The sequence below is a fragment of the Clostridium sp. CM042 genome, assembly GCF_055080995.1.
Window position 1 is genome coordinate 1,686,432 of the sequence record NZ_CM143646.1, and the last position, 16,425, is coordinate 1,702,856.

General features: G+C 29.0%; 15 protein-coding genes. 5 read left to right on the forward strand and 10 right to left on the reverse strand.

The features are described 5' to 3' along the window. Nucleotides 1-340 precede the first annotated feature (340 nt). Nucleotides 341-727, reverse strand: a complete 387-nt coding sequence (locus tag ACWJJ7_RS07975; protein WP_462964706.1) for a hypothetical protein — start codon at nucleotides 725-727, stop codon at nucleotides 341-343. A 422-nt stretch (nucleotides 728-1,149) separates the two neighbouring features. Between ACWJJ7_RS07975 and ACWJJ7_RS07980 the strand changes: the two genes are divergently transcribed. Further along, complete coding sequence (locus ACWJJ7_RS07980; protein ID WP_165411517.1) at nucleotides 1,150-1,371, forward strand: DUF378 domain-containing protein; 222 nt, start codon at nucleotides 1,150-1,152, stop codon at nucleotides 1,369-1,371. A 72-nt stretch (nucleotides 1,372-1,443) separates the two neighbouring features. Here the strand turns inward: ACWJJ7_RS07980 and ACWJJ7_RS07985 are convergent, their stop codons facing one another. Then, nucleotides 1,444-1,884 carry a hypothetical protein gene (locus ACWJJ7_RS07985; RefSeq protein WP_462964707.1) on the reverse strand — a complete coding sequence of 147 codons (441 nt, stop codon included), beginning with the start codon at nucleotides 1,882-1,884 and terminating at the stop codon, nucleotides 1,444-1,446. Between the two features lie 59 nt (nucleotides 1,885-1,943). Between ACWJJ7_RS07985 and ACWJJ7_RS07990 the strand changes: the two genes are divergently transcribed. Then, on the forward strand, nucleotides 1,944-2,252 hold the full coding sequence (locus tag ACWJJ7_RS07990; protein ID WP_462964708.1) for a hypothetical protein: 309 nt from the start codon (nucleotides 1,944-1,946) through the stop codon (nucleotides 2,250-2,252). 142 nt (nucleotides 2,253-2,394) lie between these two features. On the opposite strand, the gene ACWJJ7_RS07995 is transcribed toward ACWJJ7_RS07990, so the two are convergent. Next, the gene (locus ACWJJ7_RS07995) at nucleotides 2,395-3,117 is read right to left on the reverse strand and encodes a lysophospholipid acyltransferase family protein (RefSeq protein WP_462964709.1); all 723 of its coding nucleotides are present in this window, start codon (nucleotides 3,115-3,117) and stop codon (nucleotides 2,395-2,397) included. 190 nt (nucleotides 3,118-3,307) lie between these two features. On the opposite strand from ACWJJ7_RS07995, the gene ACWJJ7_RS08000 reads away from it, so the two are divergent. Beyond that, nucleotides 3,308-4,174, forward strand: a complete 867-nt coding sequence (locus tag ACWJJ7_RS08000) for a ComEC/Rec2 family competence protein (RefSeq protein ID WP_462964710.1) — start codon at nucleotides 3,308-3,310, stop codon at nucleotides 4,172-4,174. 126 nt (nucleotides 4,175-4,300) lie between these two features. Here the strand turns inward: ACWJJ7_RS08000 and ACWJJ7_RS08005 are convergent, their stop codons facing one another. The 3 genes from ACWJJ7_RS08005 to pckA form a co-directional block, all read right to left on the reverse strand. Further along, complete coding sequence (locus ACWJJ7_RS08005) at nucleotides 4,301-5,128, reverse strand: undecaprenyl-diphosphate phosphatase (protein WP_462964711.1); 828 nt, start codon at nucleotides 5,126-5,128, stop codon at nucleotides 4,301-4,303. A gap of 53 nt (nucleotides 5,129-5,181) precedes the next feature. Then, the gene (locus ACWJJ7_RS08010; RefSeq protein WP_462964712.1) at nucleotides 5,182-6,294 is read right to left on the reverse strand and encodes a transglutaminase domain-containing protein; all 1,113 of its coding nucleotides are present in this window, start codon (nucleotides 6,292-6,294) and stop codon (nucleotides 5,182-5,184) included. Between the two features lie 123 nt (nucleotides 6,295-6,417). Beyond that, nucleotides 6,418-7,995 (reverse strand): phosphoenolpyruvate carboxykinase (ATP), encoded by a 1,578-nt coding sequence (pckA, locus tag ACWJJ7_RS08015; RefSeq protein ID WP_462964713.1) that lies wholly within the window; start codon nucleotides 7,993-7,995, stop codon nucleotides 6,418-6,420. A 603-nt stretch (nucleotides 7,996-8,598) separates the two neighbouring features. On the opposite strand from pckA, the gene ACWJJ7_RS08020 reads away from it, so the two are divergent. Beyond that, a complete protein-coding gene (locus ACWJJ7_RS08020; protein WP_462964714.1) occupies nucleotides 8,599-9,957 on the forward strand; it encodes a MurT ligase domain-containing protein in 1,359 nt (452 codons plus the stop codon). 32 nt (nucleotides 9,958-9,989) lie between these two features. Continuing rightward, complete coding sequence (locus ACWJJ7_RS08025; RefSeq protein WP_462964715.1) at nucleotides 9,990-10,715, forward strand: type 1 glutamine amidotransferase; 726 nt, start codon at nucleotides 9,990-9,992, stop codon at nucleotides 10,713-10,715. Nucleotides 10,716-10,781: 66 nt separating this feature from the next. Here ACWJJ7_RS08025 and ACWJJ7_RS08030 read toward each other — a convergent pair whose 3' ends face one another. The 4 genes from ACWJJ7_RS08030 to ACWJJ7_RS08045 form a co-directional block, all read right to left on the reverse strand. After that, nucleotides 10,782-12,086 carry a helix-turn-helix domain-containing protein gene (locus ACWJJ7_RS08030; RefSeq protein ID WP_462964716.1) on the reverse strand — a complete coding sequence of 435 codons (1,305 nt, stop codon included), beginning with the start codon at nucleotides 12,084-12,086 and terminating at the stop codon, nucleotides 10,782-10,784. Nucleotides 12,087-12,153: 67 nt separating this feature from the next. Then, a complete protein-coding gene (locus ACWJJ7_RS08035) occupies nucleotides 12,154-13,452 on the reverse strand; it encodes a helix-turn-helix domain-containing protein (RefSeq protein WP_462964717.1) in 1,299 nt (432 codons plus the stop codon). A gap of 197 nt (nucleotides 13,453-13,649) precedes the next feature. Continuing rightward, nucleotides 13,650-13,826, reverse strand: coding sequence for a YtxH domain-containing protein (locus tag ACWJJ7_RS08040; RefSeq protein WP_462964718.1), 177 nt, complete (start codon nucleotides 13,824-13,826; stop codon nucleotides 13,650-13,652). Between the two features lie 207 nt (nucleotides 13,827-14,033). Continuing rightward, the gene (locus ACWJJ7_RS08045; RefSeq protein WP_462964719.1) at nucleotides 14,034-16,421 is read right to left on the reverse strand and encodes an ATP-binding protein; all 2,388 of its coding nucleotides are present in this window, start codon (nucleotides 16,419-16,421) and stop codon (nucleotides 14,034-14,036) included. Between the last annotated feature and the right edge of the window lie 4 nt (nucleotides 16,422-16,425).

Below are 16,425 nucleotides of genomic sequence, written 5' to 3' on the forward strand. Positions count from 1 at the left end.
AAGACACTTAAGTTGTGTTCTGAAACAATTAATTTATGCTTTAATACAATCAGGTTACGTTCTATAAAAAAAATATGAAATCACTATTTATAATTTAAAAATAAATAGTGATTTTTTTATTTATTGCCGTTTTAAAATTTGTAGCAATTATAATTGTTCTAGAAATAAGTGATCCCAATGCCCATTTTTCTTTTTCAGAGAATAAACCTACAACTACTAGGATTGATCCATATATTTAAAAGAATAATAAAAACTTCTGAACATTTAAAAACATTCAAAAGGAGTACAATTTCCCTATGGGAAATTTGTACTCCTTTTTATTACTTTTTATTACTTTTTGTTACTTTTTGTTATTTTTATTCCTATTAGGTTTAGCCTTCGGCCTAATTACTATATCGTCCTTATTATCTTTTTTAGCATCAGTCTTTCCAGAACTTATGCTTGTTGAATTTTTTTTAAAAATACTTGTATTTTTTAAAAAACCTGATAAATCCGTAAACCATAAAATCATAATAGCAGATATTCCAGTCATTATATAGTAAACTGCATGATTTATAATATTAGGCCATATGAGCACAGGAACCACATATATTGCCATAGCTAATAAAAGCACTATCCACTTGTTAATATTTATCTTATCTAGTACATAATTTTTTAAAACATTATATATTACAATGACAATAATTGCAAATGCCACAACGCTAAGTATTTGTATTAAGATATTCATATTTTATCCCTCCCTTTTCTATAGATAGTGTTTAACTATCTTTCTATAAATAAATGTATACTATACATTATCAAACATATTTTAATATATATCAATAGCTTATGCATTAATTTATCTATTTATATTTGTATTAAAAAAAGTTTATGTTAAACAATTATTATATAATGCGATAAAGTGTTTTCTATGCTCATATCTTTATTAATGAGACAGTTATACAGGAATATCAGGCTCTCAGTTACTTGGGGTGTTTTTTAAAACCTTATTAAATTGGAGGCGATATTATGATTATCTGCTTTATAGGATCAGGGAAGGTAATCCACTGTGAAATACATGGTGAAATAATTTTTTTTTTTAATTTAGTAATAATTTTTTTAAAATTGTAAACAATAATACTAAGACTTATGAAAGAGGAGATGTTTACAATGAAAGCATTAGATGGTACTGCATTAGTATTAGTTATTATAGGCGCTATAAATTGGGGACTAATTGGATTTTTCAAATTTGACCTAGTATCAAGCCTATTTGGTACTGGAACAGCATTTACGAGAATTATTTTCGCTCTAGTAGGTTTATGCGGTCTATACTCTTTATCTTTCTTAGGAAGAGACAGAGCTAGCGACAGCGATAGAACTGAGGTTAAATAATTTTCAAATAAATATTTCTATACAATATAAAAGAAGCTGAAGTTTCAAATTCAGCTTCTTTTATATTAAGATTTAATTAAATCTTAACTGAACCAAAGATGTTTTATCTGTAACTCTTATCACAATTAAACTATAGGAATCTCTTTTCTTTATATCTTGTATAATACTTGAAAATTTTTCATCTAGCATTATTAAGCTACTTCCTGCTTTAGTTTGAATTTCATATCCCTTTGACGCTTTTATAATAAGTAAATTTTCCCATTGATGAGGCGTATATTTACTAAAATTCACCTCAAAAATTATTCCCTCTTTTTCAAGCAATGTTATTAGACTATTATATTGATCATGTAAAATACTATTTTCAAATTTTAATTTTTGGTTATCATAATTATTTTTCTCCAGACACTTGTTTTGCTGGACTAGTTGTACTTCATATTGCTTTTTTCTAAGGTCCAACCTATCAATTTTACTTTTAATACGCTCTAAATAATAATTTTTATTATTTTTATCCATTATTATTACCTTGCCTTTCGTAGTATTCTTTAGGTAGAATGTAATTGAGGTGATTATAGATGAATAAATTTATAGATTTTATTATTTCTAGCTTAAATTACATATGTAAAAAAATCAAATTATATATAATTGTATTTTATAATGAAATATACTTATTAATCAATAAGAATTTTACTCTAAGCAAAATATATAAACCAATTATCAAAGAAAAAGCAAGTACAAACAGGAAATTACAGAAAACTTTAAATGTTCTATCTCGTAAACATAAAGAAGGAGACAACGATATACTAAAACTAGAAAATGAAAACGCATTACTACAATGTAAAATATCTATTATTGAGGATTTAATAACCAAAAGACACGATTAATCATCACTTGCAGTGTGCTTATCTATTTTCAAGGCTACAATTATGCTAATAAATCTATAGCATAATTTAAAGAAGCAGCATTATGCTGCTTCTTTCTTTAGAAATATTTAAATAAATAACAAGTAATCATGTAAATCTATTTTTAATCACGTTCCTTATTTAAATTATTTTGGATTATATTTTGTACTACCTCTGAAATATTTGCTTTTTCTTCCTTTGACATACCCTCAAGATATATAGGTTTATCTATTATAAGCTTAGCATTTGCCTTTTTAATTTTCCCATTGTTACCTTCCATCGCTTTATAAGTATCATAAAATGTTATAGGAACAATAGGTACCCCTGCCTTTATTGCTAGCCTCATACTACCTTTTTTAAATTCCCCCATATCGTTACTTCTACTTCTAGTACCTTCCGGAAAAATAATCATAGAATATCCATTCTTTAAATTTTCAACACCTTCTGCAATTGCCTTCAAAGCCTCTCTTGGATTTTCTCTATTCATAAATACACAATGTATTTGCCTCATCCAATAGCTCATTATTGGTATTTTTTGCATTTCTTTTTTAGCAACTGCACCAGTAAGTCTATTCATATTAGATAATATCACCGGTGTATCAAAATTACTTTGGTGATTTCCCACAAAAACACAAGGCTCATTTGGTATATTTTCTTTTCCTACGACTGTTAAATTTAATCCTGCAACCCTCAGTACAAAATTAGACCAATCCGTAGCTACTTTAAATATATACCCATCTGCCTCTTCTCTAGTTTTATGTTTTTTTATGCTATTAAATTTTATTTTCTCAAAGCTTTTAGCGATCAAATTGATAATAAAACACAAATAAAAATATATATTTCTCATATCTCTGTTCCTTTCATTTCACGATTTAATTACAACTATAATTATACTAGTTTGTAAGACTTATTTCAAATTTCTCCTTGGATATTGATATTTTTTTATATAATTGGATAAAATCATTTATATGCTTCAATTACATACATGCATAATATTTTACATATATCTTTCAAATATTATATAGGAGATTAATCATATGCCAAAGAAAACCTGGTTAAACTGTATTTTACTTTGCACCATCTTAGTTTTTGTATCTGTCTGTGTAACTATAAGTTATAAATCTACTATAAAAACTAACTTAAATTTAGAAAATAATATGGTTACTCATTTTATTGATGTAGGACAAGGTGATTGTATACTTGTTCAAGTAAATAACAAAAACTTACTAATTGACAGTGGCACCGTTGATTCAACTCAAAAGTTAATTAGATATCTAAAAAAAAATAATGTTAAAAAACTTGACTATGTAGTTGCAACTCATCCCCATGAAGACCACATAGGCGGTATGGCTAAGATAATTAAAACCTTCGATGTAGATGAATTCTATGCCCCTAAAGTCATATCTTCCTCGCAGTCATTTGTTGATATGATCAATTCTCTAAGAAATAAAAATCTTAAAATAAAAGTATCTACCCCTAATATCTCTTTAGATTTAGGCCCTAATACAACCTGTGTTATGTTATCACCCAATAAAACAACTTATGAAAATACTAATAATTACTCCTGTACAATAAAGGTATCTTATAAAAATTCAACTTATTTATTTACGGGTGATATAGAGTCCCTAGCTGAGCAGGAACTACTAGACAATGGTTACGATTTAAAATCTCAGGTGCTTAAAGTAGCTCATCATGGCAGTAAGTCATCAACCTCACAAGAATTTCTAAATAAAGTTTCTCCAAAAATTGCTGTAATAAGTTGTGGAACTTACAACACTTATGGTCATCCAAATAAAGGAACCTTAACTAAATTAAAAAAGATAAATTCTATTGTCTATAGAACTGATTTAGATAAAAATATTATACTTATAAGCGATGGCATGAATACAAATAAAAAAAACTAGTTACCTAGTTTTTTTTATTTAAATCAAGAAAATATTAATATAAAACTCCTTCTGAAGTCATCAATTCATCTTCTTTTAAGCTATACAGCTCCGCAGGTGATGATCTAATTGCCATAATATTATTATTTATAATGAAATAGTACCAATTTTAATTAAAAATAGCAAAACTACACCAACAATTATTCTATAAATAGCGAAAACCTTCATAGGTTTTTTCTTTAAATAAGAAACAAATTTTTCAACCACAATTAATGCAACTAAAAAAGCTGTTATAAATCCAATAACCAAAGTTATGGTTTCTCCACTACTAAAATTCATTCCGCTTTTAAATAAAGTTAATGCTGTAGCTCCAACCATAGTTGGTATCGCTAAAAAGAATGAAAACTCAGTTGCAGCAACTGTAGAAACACCACAAACCCAACCTCCCATTATTGTAGATGCTGATCTTGACATACCTGGCCATAGTGCTAAACATTGAAAACAACCTATTTTAAATGATTGCTTAATATTTATTTTCTCTATACTTTCGGTTGTATACTTGTGCCTAAATCTACCTTCTATAATAACCATTAAAATCCCGCCAACTATTAACCCCACCGCTACAGTTCCTGAATTAAAAAGATATTCATTTATTTTATCATTTAGAAGAAAACCAAAGACTACAGCTGGTATAAATGCAACTATAATATTACTCCAAAACTTAATACCTGAGGGTTTCCCTTGAAAAAACTCCACAACTGATTTCCATATTTTATTCCAATATAAAACTATAATTGCAAGAATAGCTCCTAATTGAATGACTACCTCAAATTGATTTGCAAATGCCCCTTTGAAATTTATAACATCTCCTACAATGATCATATGTCCAGTAGAAGAAATAGGAACAAATTCTGTTACCCCTTCTACTATAGCTATTATTATAGCTTTTAGCACCAATATAATATTTAAATCCATTTAATGTCTGCTCCCTTCTAACCATAATTTATTATTTTTCTATGTTGATATGTTTATTTTTCTATGACTACTTCCCTAGATAAAGTTTCACCATCTTGTGATAATTTAATAGAGTTTGTCCCTTCCATGATTTGTAAATCATAAAAAGTATCTACTTTTATGTAATCGGAACCGTTAACGCTTACGAAATAATTGGAAAGCATATAGCTATTCATAAACGCTCCAATAGTAAAATTTTCCACTCCTTTAGGATCATTTTTCAAGTCTCTCTTTGCAAATATCAAAGTGGGAGTTTTATCCTTACCTGTATTTACATATTCAACCGTAGGGGATGTATTAAATACTTGCGGATTATTAACAAAAATAGTAGGCTCAATAAATCCCTCCTTTGTTTCTATATTAGGAAGCTGTTTCTCTTTCAAATAAGTAATTTTGGAATTACTTTTTAGCTTACCATATTTATTATTATCCACAGATATACTATAACTTTCATAGTAGCTTGACATGTTTTTTATATATTTACTAGTATTTTTTAAGTAGGCAATTTCAACTTTTCCTATTCCCTTGTTTAATATTTCAATAGCACTAAGTGGAATATCTTTTTCTCTCATATAACATCCATTGACACCATCTATCATTATCCACTTATGGTATTTATCACTCCATATTTCACATACATTAAAATATGTTTTACCTTTAATTATTTTATCAGTGCTTCGTAATACCCCACGCCTAACCCTTATTCCAATAGAAGCTAAACACTCTTCATACATAATTGTATAATCACTATCTGATATTTCATTTCCATCTAAAGCTACTTCCATTATTTCTAATGCATTTTTATCACTAGTCATTGAGGCAGTTCCTGCTTTTACTTTTTCATTAATAAATTGCATGATCTTTATGGAGTTATCAAATTGATCATCCTTATTATCTATAAGTTTATTTAGTCCATACTTGGTTTTAAGTTTTGATAAGTTCTCATTCTGAGAATTTAAGTAATAAAAATGAATATTATCTCCAATAAAAAAATTATCCCATTTAGTAATTTTCAAACCTGCATCCTTACTGCTCAAATCAGTTCTAGCTTTAAAATTCAAAAAAACTATAACTACTGTTATAATAGCAAAAATTAAAATTCTATAAAAAATACTATTCTTTCTCATTATTCCTCCTTGTTTGAAATGCCTAATGAATACTCATTTATTTAATGAGTATATCATATTTGCGCCAAAAATCACATAAAAACCCGACGGATTGTAAGACTTTCTACCCGTCAGGTTTTTATATTATTTATATATAGGTCCAGCTTTTTTTATGCTTTCTGGAACTCCTTTAAATTTGCTAAAGTTCTGAGAAAATTTGAAGGCTAATTCTTTAGCTTTTAAAGCATACTTTTCTTTATCCCCCCATGTATTTTCTGGATTCAATATTTTTGTTGGAACATTTGGCACCGCCACCGGCACCGCCACTTTAAATATTGGATGCTCTATATACTCAACTTCCTTAAGCTTACCTTCAAGAGCGGCTTTTACCATAGCCCTCGTATACGATAGTTTCATTCTTGAACCTACCCCATATTCTCCACCAATCCAACCTGTGTTTATCAAAAACACCTCCGTGTCATGTTTGTCTATTCTCTCACCTAAAAGTTTTGCATAAACTGAAGGTTTCATTAGCATAAAAGGTTCTCCAAAGCAAGATGAAAAAGTTGCTTTTGGCTTTGTAATTCCACGTTCTGTACCCGCAAGCTTACTTGTGTATCCCGAAATAAAATGATACATTGCAGCTTCTTTTGAAAGCTTTGAAATTGGGGGAAGAACGCCAAAAGCATCTGCTGTTAAAAATATTATAGTGCTTGGTTGTCCACCAATCCCACTTAACTGCGCATTTTCAATATATTCTATAGGATATGCTCCTCTAGTATTTTCTGTTAAGCTAGCATCATCATAGTTAGGCATATTATTATCATCAAGCACAACATTTTCAAGCAATGCACCAAATTTTAATGCTGAGTAAATTTCTCTTTCATTATTTTTATTGAGCTTTATAGTTTTGGCATAGCATCCACCTTCAAAGTTAAACACTCCTTCGTCACACCAACCATGTTCATCATCGCCGATAAGCTTTCTTTCTGGATCTGCTGACAATGTAGTTTTTCCTGTACCTGAGAGACCAAAAAATACTGCTGTGTCACCATTTTTACCTATATTGGAAGAACAATGCATTGGAAATACACCTTTTGCAGGCAATAAAAAATTCATTATTGAAAAAATCGATTTTTTAATTTCTCCTGCATATTGTGTTCCACCAATTAAAATAATTTTCTTTTCAAAATTTATTATAATAAAAGCTTCAGAATTTACTCCATCTACTGCTCCCTTTGCTTTAAATCCCGGAGCCGCAATTACTGTGAATTCAGCCTTATGATTCTCAAGCATTGTTTTATTTGGTCTTCTAAATAATTGATTAGAAAGTAGTGCCTCTGAAGCAAATTCATTTACTACTCTAATAGGTAGTCTATATTCTTCCATAGCACCAACATAACCATCAAACACAAATAAATCTTTATCACTTAGATATTTACACACCTGACTATATAAGTTATCAAAGATTTTTTCTTCAATCGGTAAATTTATATCTCCCCAATTTATTAATCCCTCAACACTTTCTTGTGAAACTATAAATCTATCCTTAGGCGATCTCCCTGTATATTTCCCGGTGTTTACAACCAATGCACCCGTCTCTGATAAAGTACCCTCTTCTCTTTGAACTGCAAAACTTACTAGATCAGATACAGGTAAATTCCTATATATTTTTTTTGATGTCCTTATGTTTAAATAATTTAAGTTTTCTATGTAAACCATAACATTACCCCCAATTACAGAATATAATTATTTTTATAGCTGATAATTTAAAAATAATTAGTATATTTAACATGCCTATAATAATATACTACAACATTCCAATAAAAATGCAAGGTGAAAATCATAAAAAAATTCTTTCGGTACTTTTCACGCATGAATTCCTTCATCATAGTGATCTATTATTGTTACAGCATATCTAAATCATATTAATATGCAAAAATATTTTCGGCCTCTGTTACTAAATTACTTAAATCTGACGTTTTGTGTGCTATAGTTATATTCTAACAAATTCATAACTAAAAACCCAAATTATTTAATTTTGAGTTACATTAATATGTAGACATTTATGCAACTATGTTATAATTATATATCGGCTTAAATATATAATTATTTAACATCTGTAGGTGTAAGTGTTATACCTTGCAGTATATCGCCAGTAAATTATACAAATGATTATTGCCCACCGCCTCTAAATGGCGATGCTAAGCTAGCCTTACTAAGTAGCTTAAATAACCTCTCCAAAGATTCAGGTTTTAAAATAAGTGATGAGTTTTTCTATATAAATGTCAATAATAACTAAGTGCATAAGTACAATTAAAGGATGTGTTCAACATTAAAATTCAGTCATTACTCAGTATATTAGTTTCAAAGTTTATTATGAAATTATCAAAATTTTTATTTCAAGGTGGCACAAATTTCCCTGGCAAAATCGCCTTAAAGCTTGATAAAAATATTTTAAAAACAATTGCTAATAATTATGAGGTTATACTCGTAACCGGTACAAATGGAAAAACCACAACAACAAGTATGATTTACAGCATCGTAAAAGATAGCAATAAGCAAGTAATTACTAACAATACTGGAGCAAATATGTATACAGGCATAGTTGCGTGTTTTATTTCAAATTATTCTTTTAAAAAGTCTTGCGAGAAAAAAATCGCTGTTATAGAAGTAGATGAGGCCAATGTAAAGTTTGTAACTGAATATATATCTCCGCGTGTAATTACTGTCACCAATTTATTCAGAGATCAATTGGACAGATATGGCGAGGTGTATACAACACTCAAGAAGATACTAGAAGGTGTAGAAAAAGTTCCCGCGACAACGCTTCTTCTTAATGGGGACGAATCTTTATTCGGAAACTTAAACCTTAAAAATGATATGGTATACTATGGTTTCGGTACTAAAGTTAATGATAACAACATTGTAGATATCAACGCTGATGCTAAATTTTGCACAATCTGCAAATCTCCTTATGAATATAATTTTATTACCTATAACCATCTAGGGGACTTCTATTGTAGCGGTTGTGGCTATAAACGTCCAAAACTTACATACTCTGTGGATAAAATTGTTGATTTAAACACAAGCGGTTCCACTGTTCATATTAATAATAAAGAGTATTACATAAACCAACCAGGTACTTATAATATTTATAATGCCCTGTGTGCATATTCCGTAGCTAAGTTATTAGGCCTTGAAGATACAACTATAGAGCACTCTCTTAAATCAGTAGCTAGCAGCTTTGGCAGACAAGAAACCCTAAATATTGAAGGCAAAGAGGTTAAAATAATATTAGTTAAAAATCCAGCTGGCTATGACGAAGCAGTAAACACTATTAATCTTGACAAAAGGAAAATAAATTTATCTCTTCTGTTAAATGATAATTATGCTGATGGGAAAGATGTTTCATGGATTTGGGATGTCAATTTTGAACGTTTAACTAGCCTTAATATTAACAAAATTATGATATCAGGAATACGTTTGTACGATATGGCCATAAGACTTAAAGTAGCAGGTTTTACATCTGAGTCCTTTCTCTTATGTAAAGATGAAGACTCCTTACTACATGAAATTAAAGCTTGTGATGGTGAAATAGTTTATATACTAGCTACCTATACTGCTATGATAAATTTAAGAAAATTTTTACACGCTAAAGGATACATAGATAAAATTTGGTAACATAAAAAAATTTTAATTAGAAGGTGAATATTATGGAAATTAACATTTGTCATTTATATCCTGATTTATTAAATGTATATGGGGATGTAGGGAATATTTTAATATTAAAACATAGAGCTGAGCTACGTGGCATTAGTGTAACTATTGTTAATGTATCTATGGGTGATAATTTTGAAGCAGAGGATTATGATATTGTATTTTTCGGCGGAGGACAAGATTATGAGCAAGCAATAGTTTCCCCTGATTTAATAGAATTCAAAAAATCTGCTATAGACGAATATATACAAAGTGGAAAAGTGTTTTTAGCCATTTGTGGTGGATATCAATTGCTTGGTAAATATTATACTACTCCCGACGGCCAAAAGCTTGAGGGCCTTGGTATTTTAGATATTTACACTGAAGGCGGAGATAAACGTTTCATAGGCAACACAGTTATTCATAATGAATCTTTTGATGAAACCTATGTAGGGTTTGAAAATCATTCTGGAAAAACTTATATTAACAACTTAGAACCACTTGGCACAGTTAAAGTTGGCTATGGTAACAACGGAGAAGACGGTCATGAGGGTTGCGTTTACAAAAATACCTTCTGTACTTATTTCCACGGCTCTCTTTTATCTAAAAATCCTGAGCTTGCAGACAGGATACTTACACTAGCATTAACTAATAAATATAATGAAGTAGCTTTAACCTCTTTAGATGATAGTTTAGAAATTAAAGCTAAGGAATTTATAATAAATAGAGAAACTTCTAAATAAAAGTCAAGAATACCTTTTATCAATATTAAGAATAAAAAAAGATGTAGGACTTGGATAATTCCAAACCTACATCTTTTTTTCTAATTGCACTGCTAAACTGAAATACTTTATAGAATCAGCCACATTACCCAGTTTATGGTACATGCTTCCCATTTCTAAGTAACGTGTATATATATTTTGCTTCGCACCGAATTTCAATAGTGAATCTAAAGATAAATTCATATACATCTCTGCATTAGATGCCTTTCCTTGTCTGTCAAGAATAATAGCTTTATAATAATAGCTTTTTTCAATTAATTTAATGTCATCTAAATTAATTGCATAGTTTAACACTTCATCAGAAATAGACTGTGCGAGCCCTATTACATCATTTTTAATAAGTTCTTTAACGATATCTAGCATAAATCTAACTAGTCCTATCTTATCTCCCCTAGGATATACGCTTAGACCCTTATTAATATATTCAACTGCTCTATCTTTCATATTACAGTCAAACATTGTTGATCCATAGTTAAAAATAGCTATTGCCTTACTAGAAGCTTCATCTTTATACAGCTTATATGACTTTTCTTCATATTCTTGAAACTTGCCAATGTTCATTCTTATGGATAGCATAGCCAACATATGATATATCTCTGCTGCTTTAAATTCTGTATCCACGTGTTTAACCAAATCTAATAATCTTAGCCCCACACCATAGGCGCGTTCAAAATTTTTCAGCATAATATTACAGGCAGCCTCATTATAAGTGACTATTATTAATTTTTTATAATTGGGCATCTTACTAGTTTTTAACCCTTTTCTCACATTACAATAATAGCTCGAGGCTTGAAGATAATCTTCTTTTATATATAAGTGTCTTGCCATATCTATATAGTAATTTAATTGATTATCCTCTATGGATGTTTTTAAGTGCAAATCATAATACTTTGAAGTAATTGATTGCGTCTTCTCAAAGTCTTTTTTGTCCAAGTAATAATTAAACAACATATGTATTAGTTCAATTGCTAAATCATAGTAATTATAATTTTCAGCAAACTTCAAATTATAAGACACATTAGCTTCAAATTCATCATCATTGATATCTTTTGTATCATTTGCATTCATGCCATCCTTGCCATGAATGGCATCCTCTTTCAAACCCTTAATATTTCCCTCAATTTGATCAAACACATTTTCATTTAAATATTCAAGATCTATGTCCAATTTATTACTAATCAGTTCTAGTACCCAATGTTCCGCCATGACCTTGTTGTTTTCTATACAGCTCATTTTAGACACTGAGATCTTGTCATCACATATTTCTCTCAAGGTAAACCCTTTATATATCCTAGTCCTTTTTATCTTTTCTCCCGTTGATACTATTTCCATCCTCATCACCTATCCACAAGTTAAATAACTAATTTATGAAGCTAACCATAAAATAGCTTTACTTAAACTACTTAATTACTCCTAGTTTTTTAAATAACTCTACACCTTCATTTAGATATTTAGCTGCGTCCGTTCCTCTACCACCTTCAATATAGAACTTTCCAATCATTATAGATATCTCAGCCGCTTCCTTTATTTGCCCTTGCTCTTTTACGAAATTTAGTGCCTTTAATAAAGTGTTTTCTGCCTCATTCTTATTGTCTTCTAATAAATCAACTCTATATTTTAATAAATAGTAGTGGCATAACTCCTTATAATTACCATCTTCTATATATTCTATGATACGCTCTAAAGCTTCCTTAGCTTCATTTACAGACTTAAGTTTAATATGATTTTCACAAATATTTGCTAAGGTCTCTATTAACTTTAAGTCATTAGTCTTTTGCCTTATTTCCTTGGCTTTATTTAAATGTATAAAGGATTCTTCCATGTTTTCAAACTCATAGAATAATCTTCCTAAATTATTTTCTATCTCTGACACATAAATTAAATTGTTAATTTCATAAAAAAATTTCAAAGTAATCTTCGAATATTTTATAGCATTCTTAATATCACCTTTTTTATTATATTCGTGTGCTAATAATAAAAGTGAATTAGCATATTCTTTCTTATTATCTATTTGCTTAAACTTTTCTTGAGCTAAATATGAATATTCTATAGCCTTTTCTATATTTTCTAATTTGAAATAAGTGAAACCTATATAATAATATATTTCACCTAATAAAAAATCATTTCCAATTTGATTATCCATAAAAACCTTTTCGGCTTGCTTAAAATAACTCGAAGCTGACTGATAACCCCTAAGTTCAAGTGTTATTTTCCCAAGTTTCAAAAAAGTTGTAATTATTTCTTCATAAGAGTTGTTTTTAATAAATATAACATTTGAGGAAATAAACACCTGTTGAGCTGATGCGATCTCTTCCCTAGCCATGTATATATCTCCTCTTAATGATAAATTTCTGGCTTTTCTATATTCCAATTTGTATTTTTCAGAATAATATATAGATTTTTCGATATTTTGCTCAGCTTGTATTAAGTCGCTATTTAGAATATATGCTTCAGCAATATTTTCATAAAACAAACATATTTTCTCAGCTTGAGCTTCCTCTGACTCCATTAGATATTCAACAGATGTATTTAAGGTATTGGACAAATATTCTAATAAGTCCATGCTTGGATTAGATTTTCCAGATTCAACCAGGCTAATTTGTCCTGGAGTTATTCTGTTTCCTGCAAGATCTTTTAATGTCATATTAAGATTTTTTCTTTTTCTCTTTATTTTTTCTCCTAAAGACAATATTTCCATAATCACTCTTCCTTTACAACATGGTAATATCTATATAATATTATTAATTTAAACAATCTTAGACAATTTTAATTCAATTATAACATAGTTTACCTATAAAATTAAAATTTTATGAACGATTCTTTAATTCTCATTAACAAAATTAAAAACTCCAAACTATATATTTATTAATATAGTTTGGAGTTTTCTAATTGTGTTTATAAAATATAATCCTTTACGCTATCATACATATCTCCTGCCATATTCATTACCATTTTACCAGTTTTTTTAGCTCTTCTTTTTGTGCTTCTGTCCATATTAGGAATTAGCATAACACCCGCTGCTACTCCAATTATTGCTCCTGCTGTAATTGTTGATATAAATTTACTACGCATAAGTTACACAACCTTTCCTTCTTTATTTTATTTACTCTTTATAGGATGTGCATTTTTAAAATAATTAATCTCTTTTTTTAAACTTTATCTTTATATCTAATACTAAAAAAGCTAATAATTCGCAAATATTTATGTCATAACTTAAATCTTTTATAAATTTTCACTAAGTTTAACGACTTCAGCTCCGCATGAGATGATTTAACGACATTAGGAATAAATATCTGAAAGTTCTACTTGTATACTTTCGTTTTTACTTCTCACGTTGCTACTATATATCATATTTTCATGAAGTACCTTTTTTGAAGGAAGCATAACTGTAAACTTACTTCCTTTTCCAAATTTACTTTCAACATATATATTACCACCATGTAATTCTACAATCGACTTAACTAAACTTAAGCCAATACCCGTGCCTTCTGCATTTCTTGATAGCGATTTATCTACCTGCTTAAATCTATCAAATATCATATCCAGGTGCTCTTCTTCAATACCAATACCATTATCCCTCACTGATATTTCGACGTATTTATTCTTTTCCTTAATATCCACAAATATTTCATCACCTTCATCTGAAAATTTTATCGCATTTGATATAAGATTCAATACTATTCTTTCTACCTTTTCTGTATCACAAGCAATAATTTTTTCTTCTATATCCGTATCGAAAATAATATTTAATCCTTTACTTTCAGTAAGTGCAGTTACAGACATAACTATTTCTTCTACAACTTCAACTATATTGCTATTTGATAGATTTAGTTTAAAGAATCCTGCTTCAATTTTTGACAAATCGACTATATTATTAATAATTTTAGATAATCTATAGGAATTTTGCTTAATTGATTCAATATATTTAATAATTGAATCCTTCTTTTCGTTCAGGGACCCACTAGTGCAATACATATTAAATAACTGAGCTGTTGCAAATATAACATTTAGCGGTGTTTTAAGTTCATGTGATATATTAACAAGAAATTCTCCCTGTAATTTCAATGCTTTTTCCATGATCATATTAGACTTTATTTCATTAGTAACATCTATTATTAAAATTAATATTTCTCTAACCTCTCCATTTAATTCAATCATGGGCTCAAAAATAATATTCCAATATACTTCGTTTCCATTTATTAAAAGATTTTTTTTATTCAAGTACTTAATTTTCTTTTCTTTTAACACTTCACTAATACACTGGTAATATTCTGTTGTTTTTAATATTTTAAATAACTCTTCAATCCCATTAGCTTTTATTTGCTCCATTGATTTAACGTTAGGTCTGAGCAACTTAATTATATTAAATGCCTTTTTATTAATATCCACAATCTTTAAATCAGGACATGATAATCTGACAAGAGGTAAATCAAAGGTATTTACCATTCTGTTCAAAAATTCATATCGGCTTCTTATAGCTTCTTCATGCTTTAAATAGGTTGTCATATCTTTGCTGCAAATCACACCTAAAGTAAATTTCCCTTCGCGGTCATATACAGGCGTTCCACTAACATCTAACTGCAATGTTTTATGAGACGACTTTACTATAATTCTCATATTTTTAAATTTTTCACCCCTCATAACTCTATGGGATGGAATATTTTCCGGGTCAATTTTTTCTCCAAAAGTATCATAAAACTCAGATGTTTTATACCCATCACCCATATTATCCATGCAATTATAAGATTGGAAAAACATTTCCCTTGATGCTTTGTTAATTAATACATATCGTTCTTTATTGTCAAAAATAGCAATAGAGTCAGATATATTTTCTATGATAGCTTCTAATTCTTTTTTCTGTTCTTCAATTTTTCTAGATTGTTTAATTGTTTCAGTAATATCATGAAAGCATGATACTATCATAGTTAGCTCTCCACTCGCATTATAAATTGGAACTGAACTAATTTCCGCAAAATACTCTTTATTAGGATGGCGTACGAATATCTTAATATTTTTTACTCTTTCACCTCTTAATGCTCTAACTGAAGGGAAATTTTCAAATGGTATCTCATTGCCTTTAATATCAAATGCTTTAGTGTTTTTATAAGCATCACCTAAGGTAATTCCTATGTCCGATTGACAAACTAACCTCTTCGCTTCTGCATTCACCATTATAACTTCACCTTTATTATCTGCAAACATTACCCCCTCAGATAAATTTTCAATTACGCTAATTAACTGTATATTCTGTTGTTCTAACTCCTCATTTTGCTGCTCTACTATCTTGTTTTGTCGTTCTATACTTTTTATCTCATCTACAAATGTTTGTTCTACAAAAATTAGCTTTTCATCAAGTCTAGAATTTGGTTTCTCAACAAAAGTATATTTTTTTGCATTTGCCTCGGTATCATGAAAAAGTGATATATTCACTTCTCTTGTACTGAGGAATTTTGTGAATATATATCCCGAATACTTACTACTTATATTATCAAGAAGTATTTGTGAATTGATTTTCAGCATTTCCCCTATTTCTATAAGTGATTTACCTAACAATTCATCCAATGCATATCCCGTAAAATCAAGAAACTCTTGATTAACCTCTGTTATAATACTATCACTACAATACAAATATGGTTCTATTATTCTATTATTAAAAGTATTTTCCAATGTA

What these genes read in the sequence shown, in the direction of transcription:
- ACWJJ7_RS07975 (WP_462964706.1), bottom strand. Translation starts at nt 727, where the DNA reads ATGAATATCTTAATACAAATACTTAGCGTTGTGGCATTTGCAATTATT.
- ACWJJ7_RS07980 (WP_165411517.1), top strand. Translation starts at nt 1,150, where the DNA reads ATGAAAGCATTAGATGGTACTGCATTAGTATTAGTTATTATAGGCGCT.
- ACWJJ7_RS07985 (WP_462964707.1), bottom strand. Translation starts at nt 1,884, where the DNA reads ATGGATAAAAATAATAAAAATTATTATTTAGAGCGTATTAAAAGTAAA.
- ACWJJ7_RS07990 (WP_462964708.1), top strand. Translation starts at nt 1,944, where the DNA reads ATGAATAAATTTATAGATTTTATTATTTCTAGCTTAAATTACATATGT.
- ACWJJ7_RS07995 (WP_462964709.1), bottom strand. Translation starts at nt 3,117, where the DNA reads ATGAGAAATATATATTTTTATTTGTGTTTTATTATCAATTTGATCGCT.
- ACWJJ7_RS08000 (WP_462964710.1), top strand. Translation starts at nt 3,308, where the DNA reads ATGCCAAAGAAAACCTGGTTAAACTGTATTTTACTTTGCACCATCTTA.
- ACWJJ7_RS08005 (WP_462964711.1), bottom strand. Translation starts at nt 5,128, where the DNA reads ATGGATTTAAATATTATATTGGTGCTAAAAGCTATAATAATAGCTATA.
- ACWJJ7_RS08010 (WP_462964712.1), bottom strand. Translation starts at nt 6,294, where the DNA reads ATGAGAAAGAATAGTATTTTTTATAGAATTTTAATTTTTGCTATTATA.
- pckA (WP_462964713.1), bottom strand. Translation starts at nt 7,995, where the DNA reads ATGGTTTACATAGAAAACTTAAATTATTTAAACATAAGGACATCAAAA.
- ACWJJ7_RS08025 (WP_462964715.1), top strand. Translation starts at nt 9,990, where the DNA reads ATGGAAATTAACATTTGTCATTTATATCCTGATTTATTAAATGTATAT.
- ACWJJ7_RS08030 (WP_462964716.1), bottom strand. Translation starts at nt 12,086, where the DNA reads ATGGAAATAGTATCAACGGGAGAAAAGATAAAAAGGACTAGGATATAT.
- ACWJJ7_RS08035 (WP_462964717.1), bottom strand. Translation starts at nt 13,452, where the DNA reads ATGGAAATATTGTCTTTAGGAGAAAAAATAAAGAGAAAAAGAAAAAAT.
- ACWJJ7_RS08040 (WP_462964718.1), bottom strand. Translation starts at nt 13,826, where the DNA reads ATGCGTAGTAAATTTATATCAACAATTACAGCAGGAGCAATAATTGGA.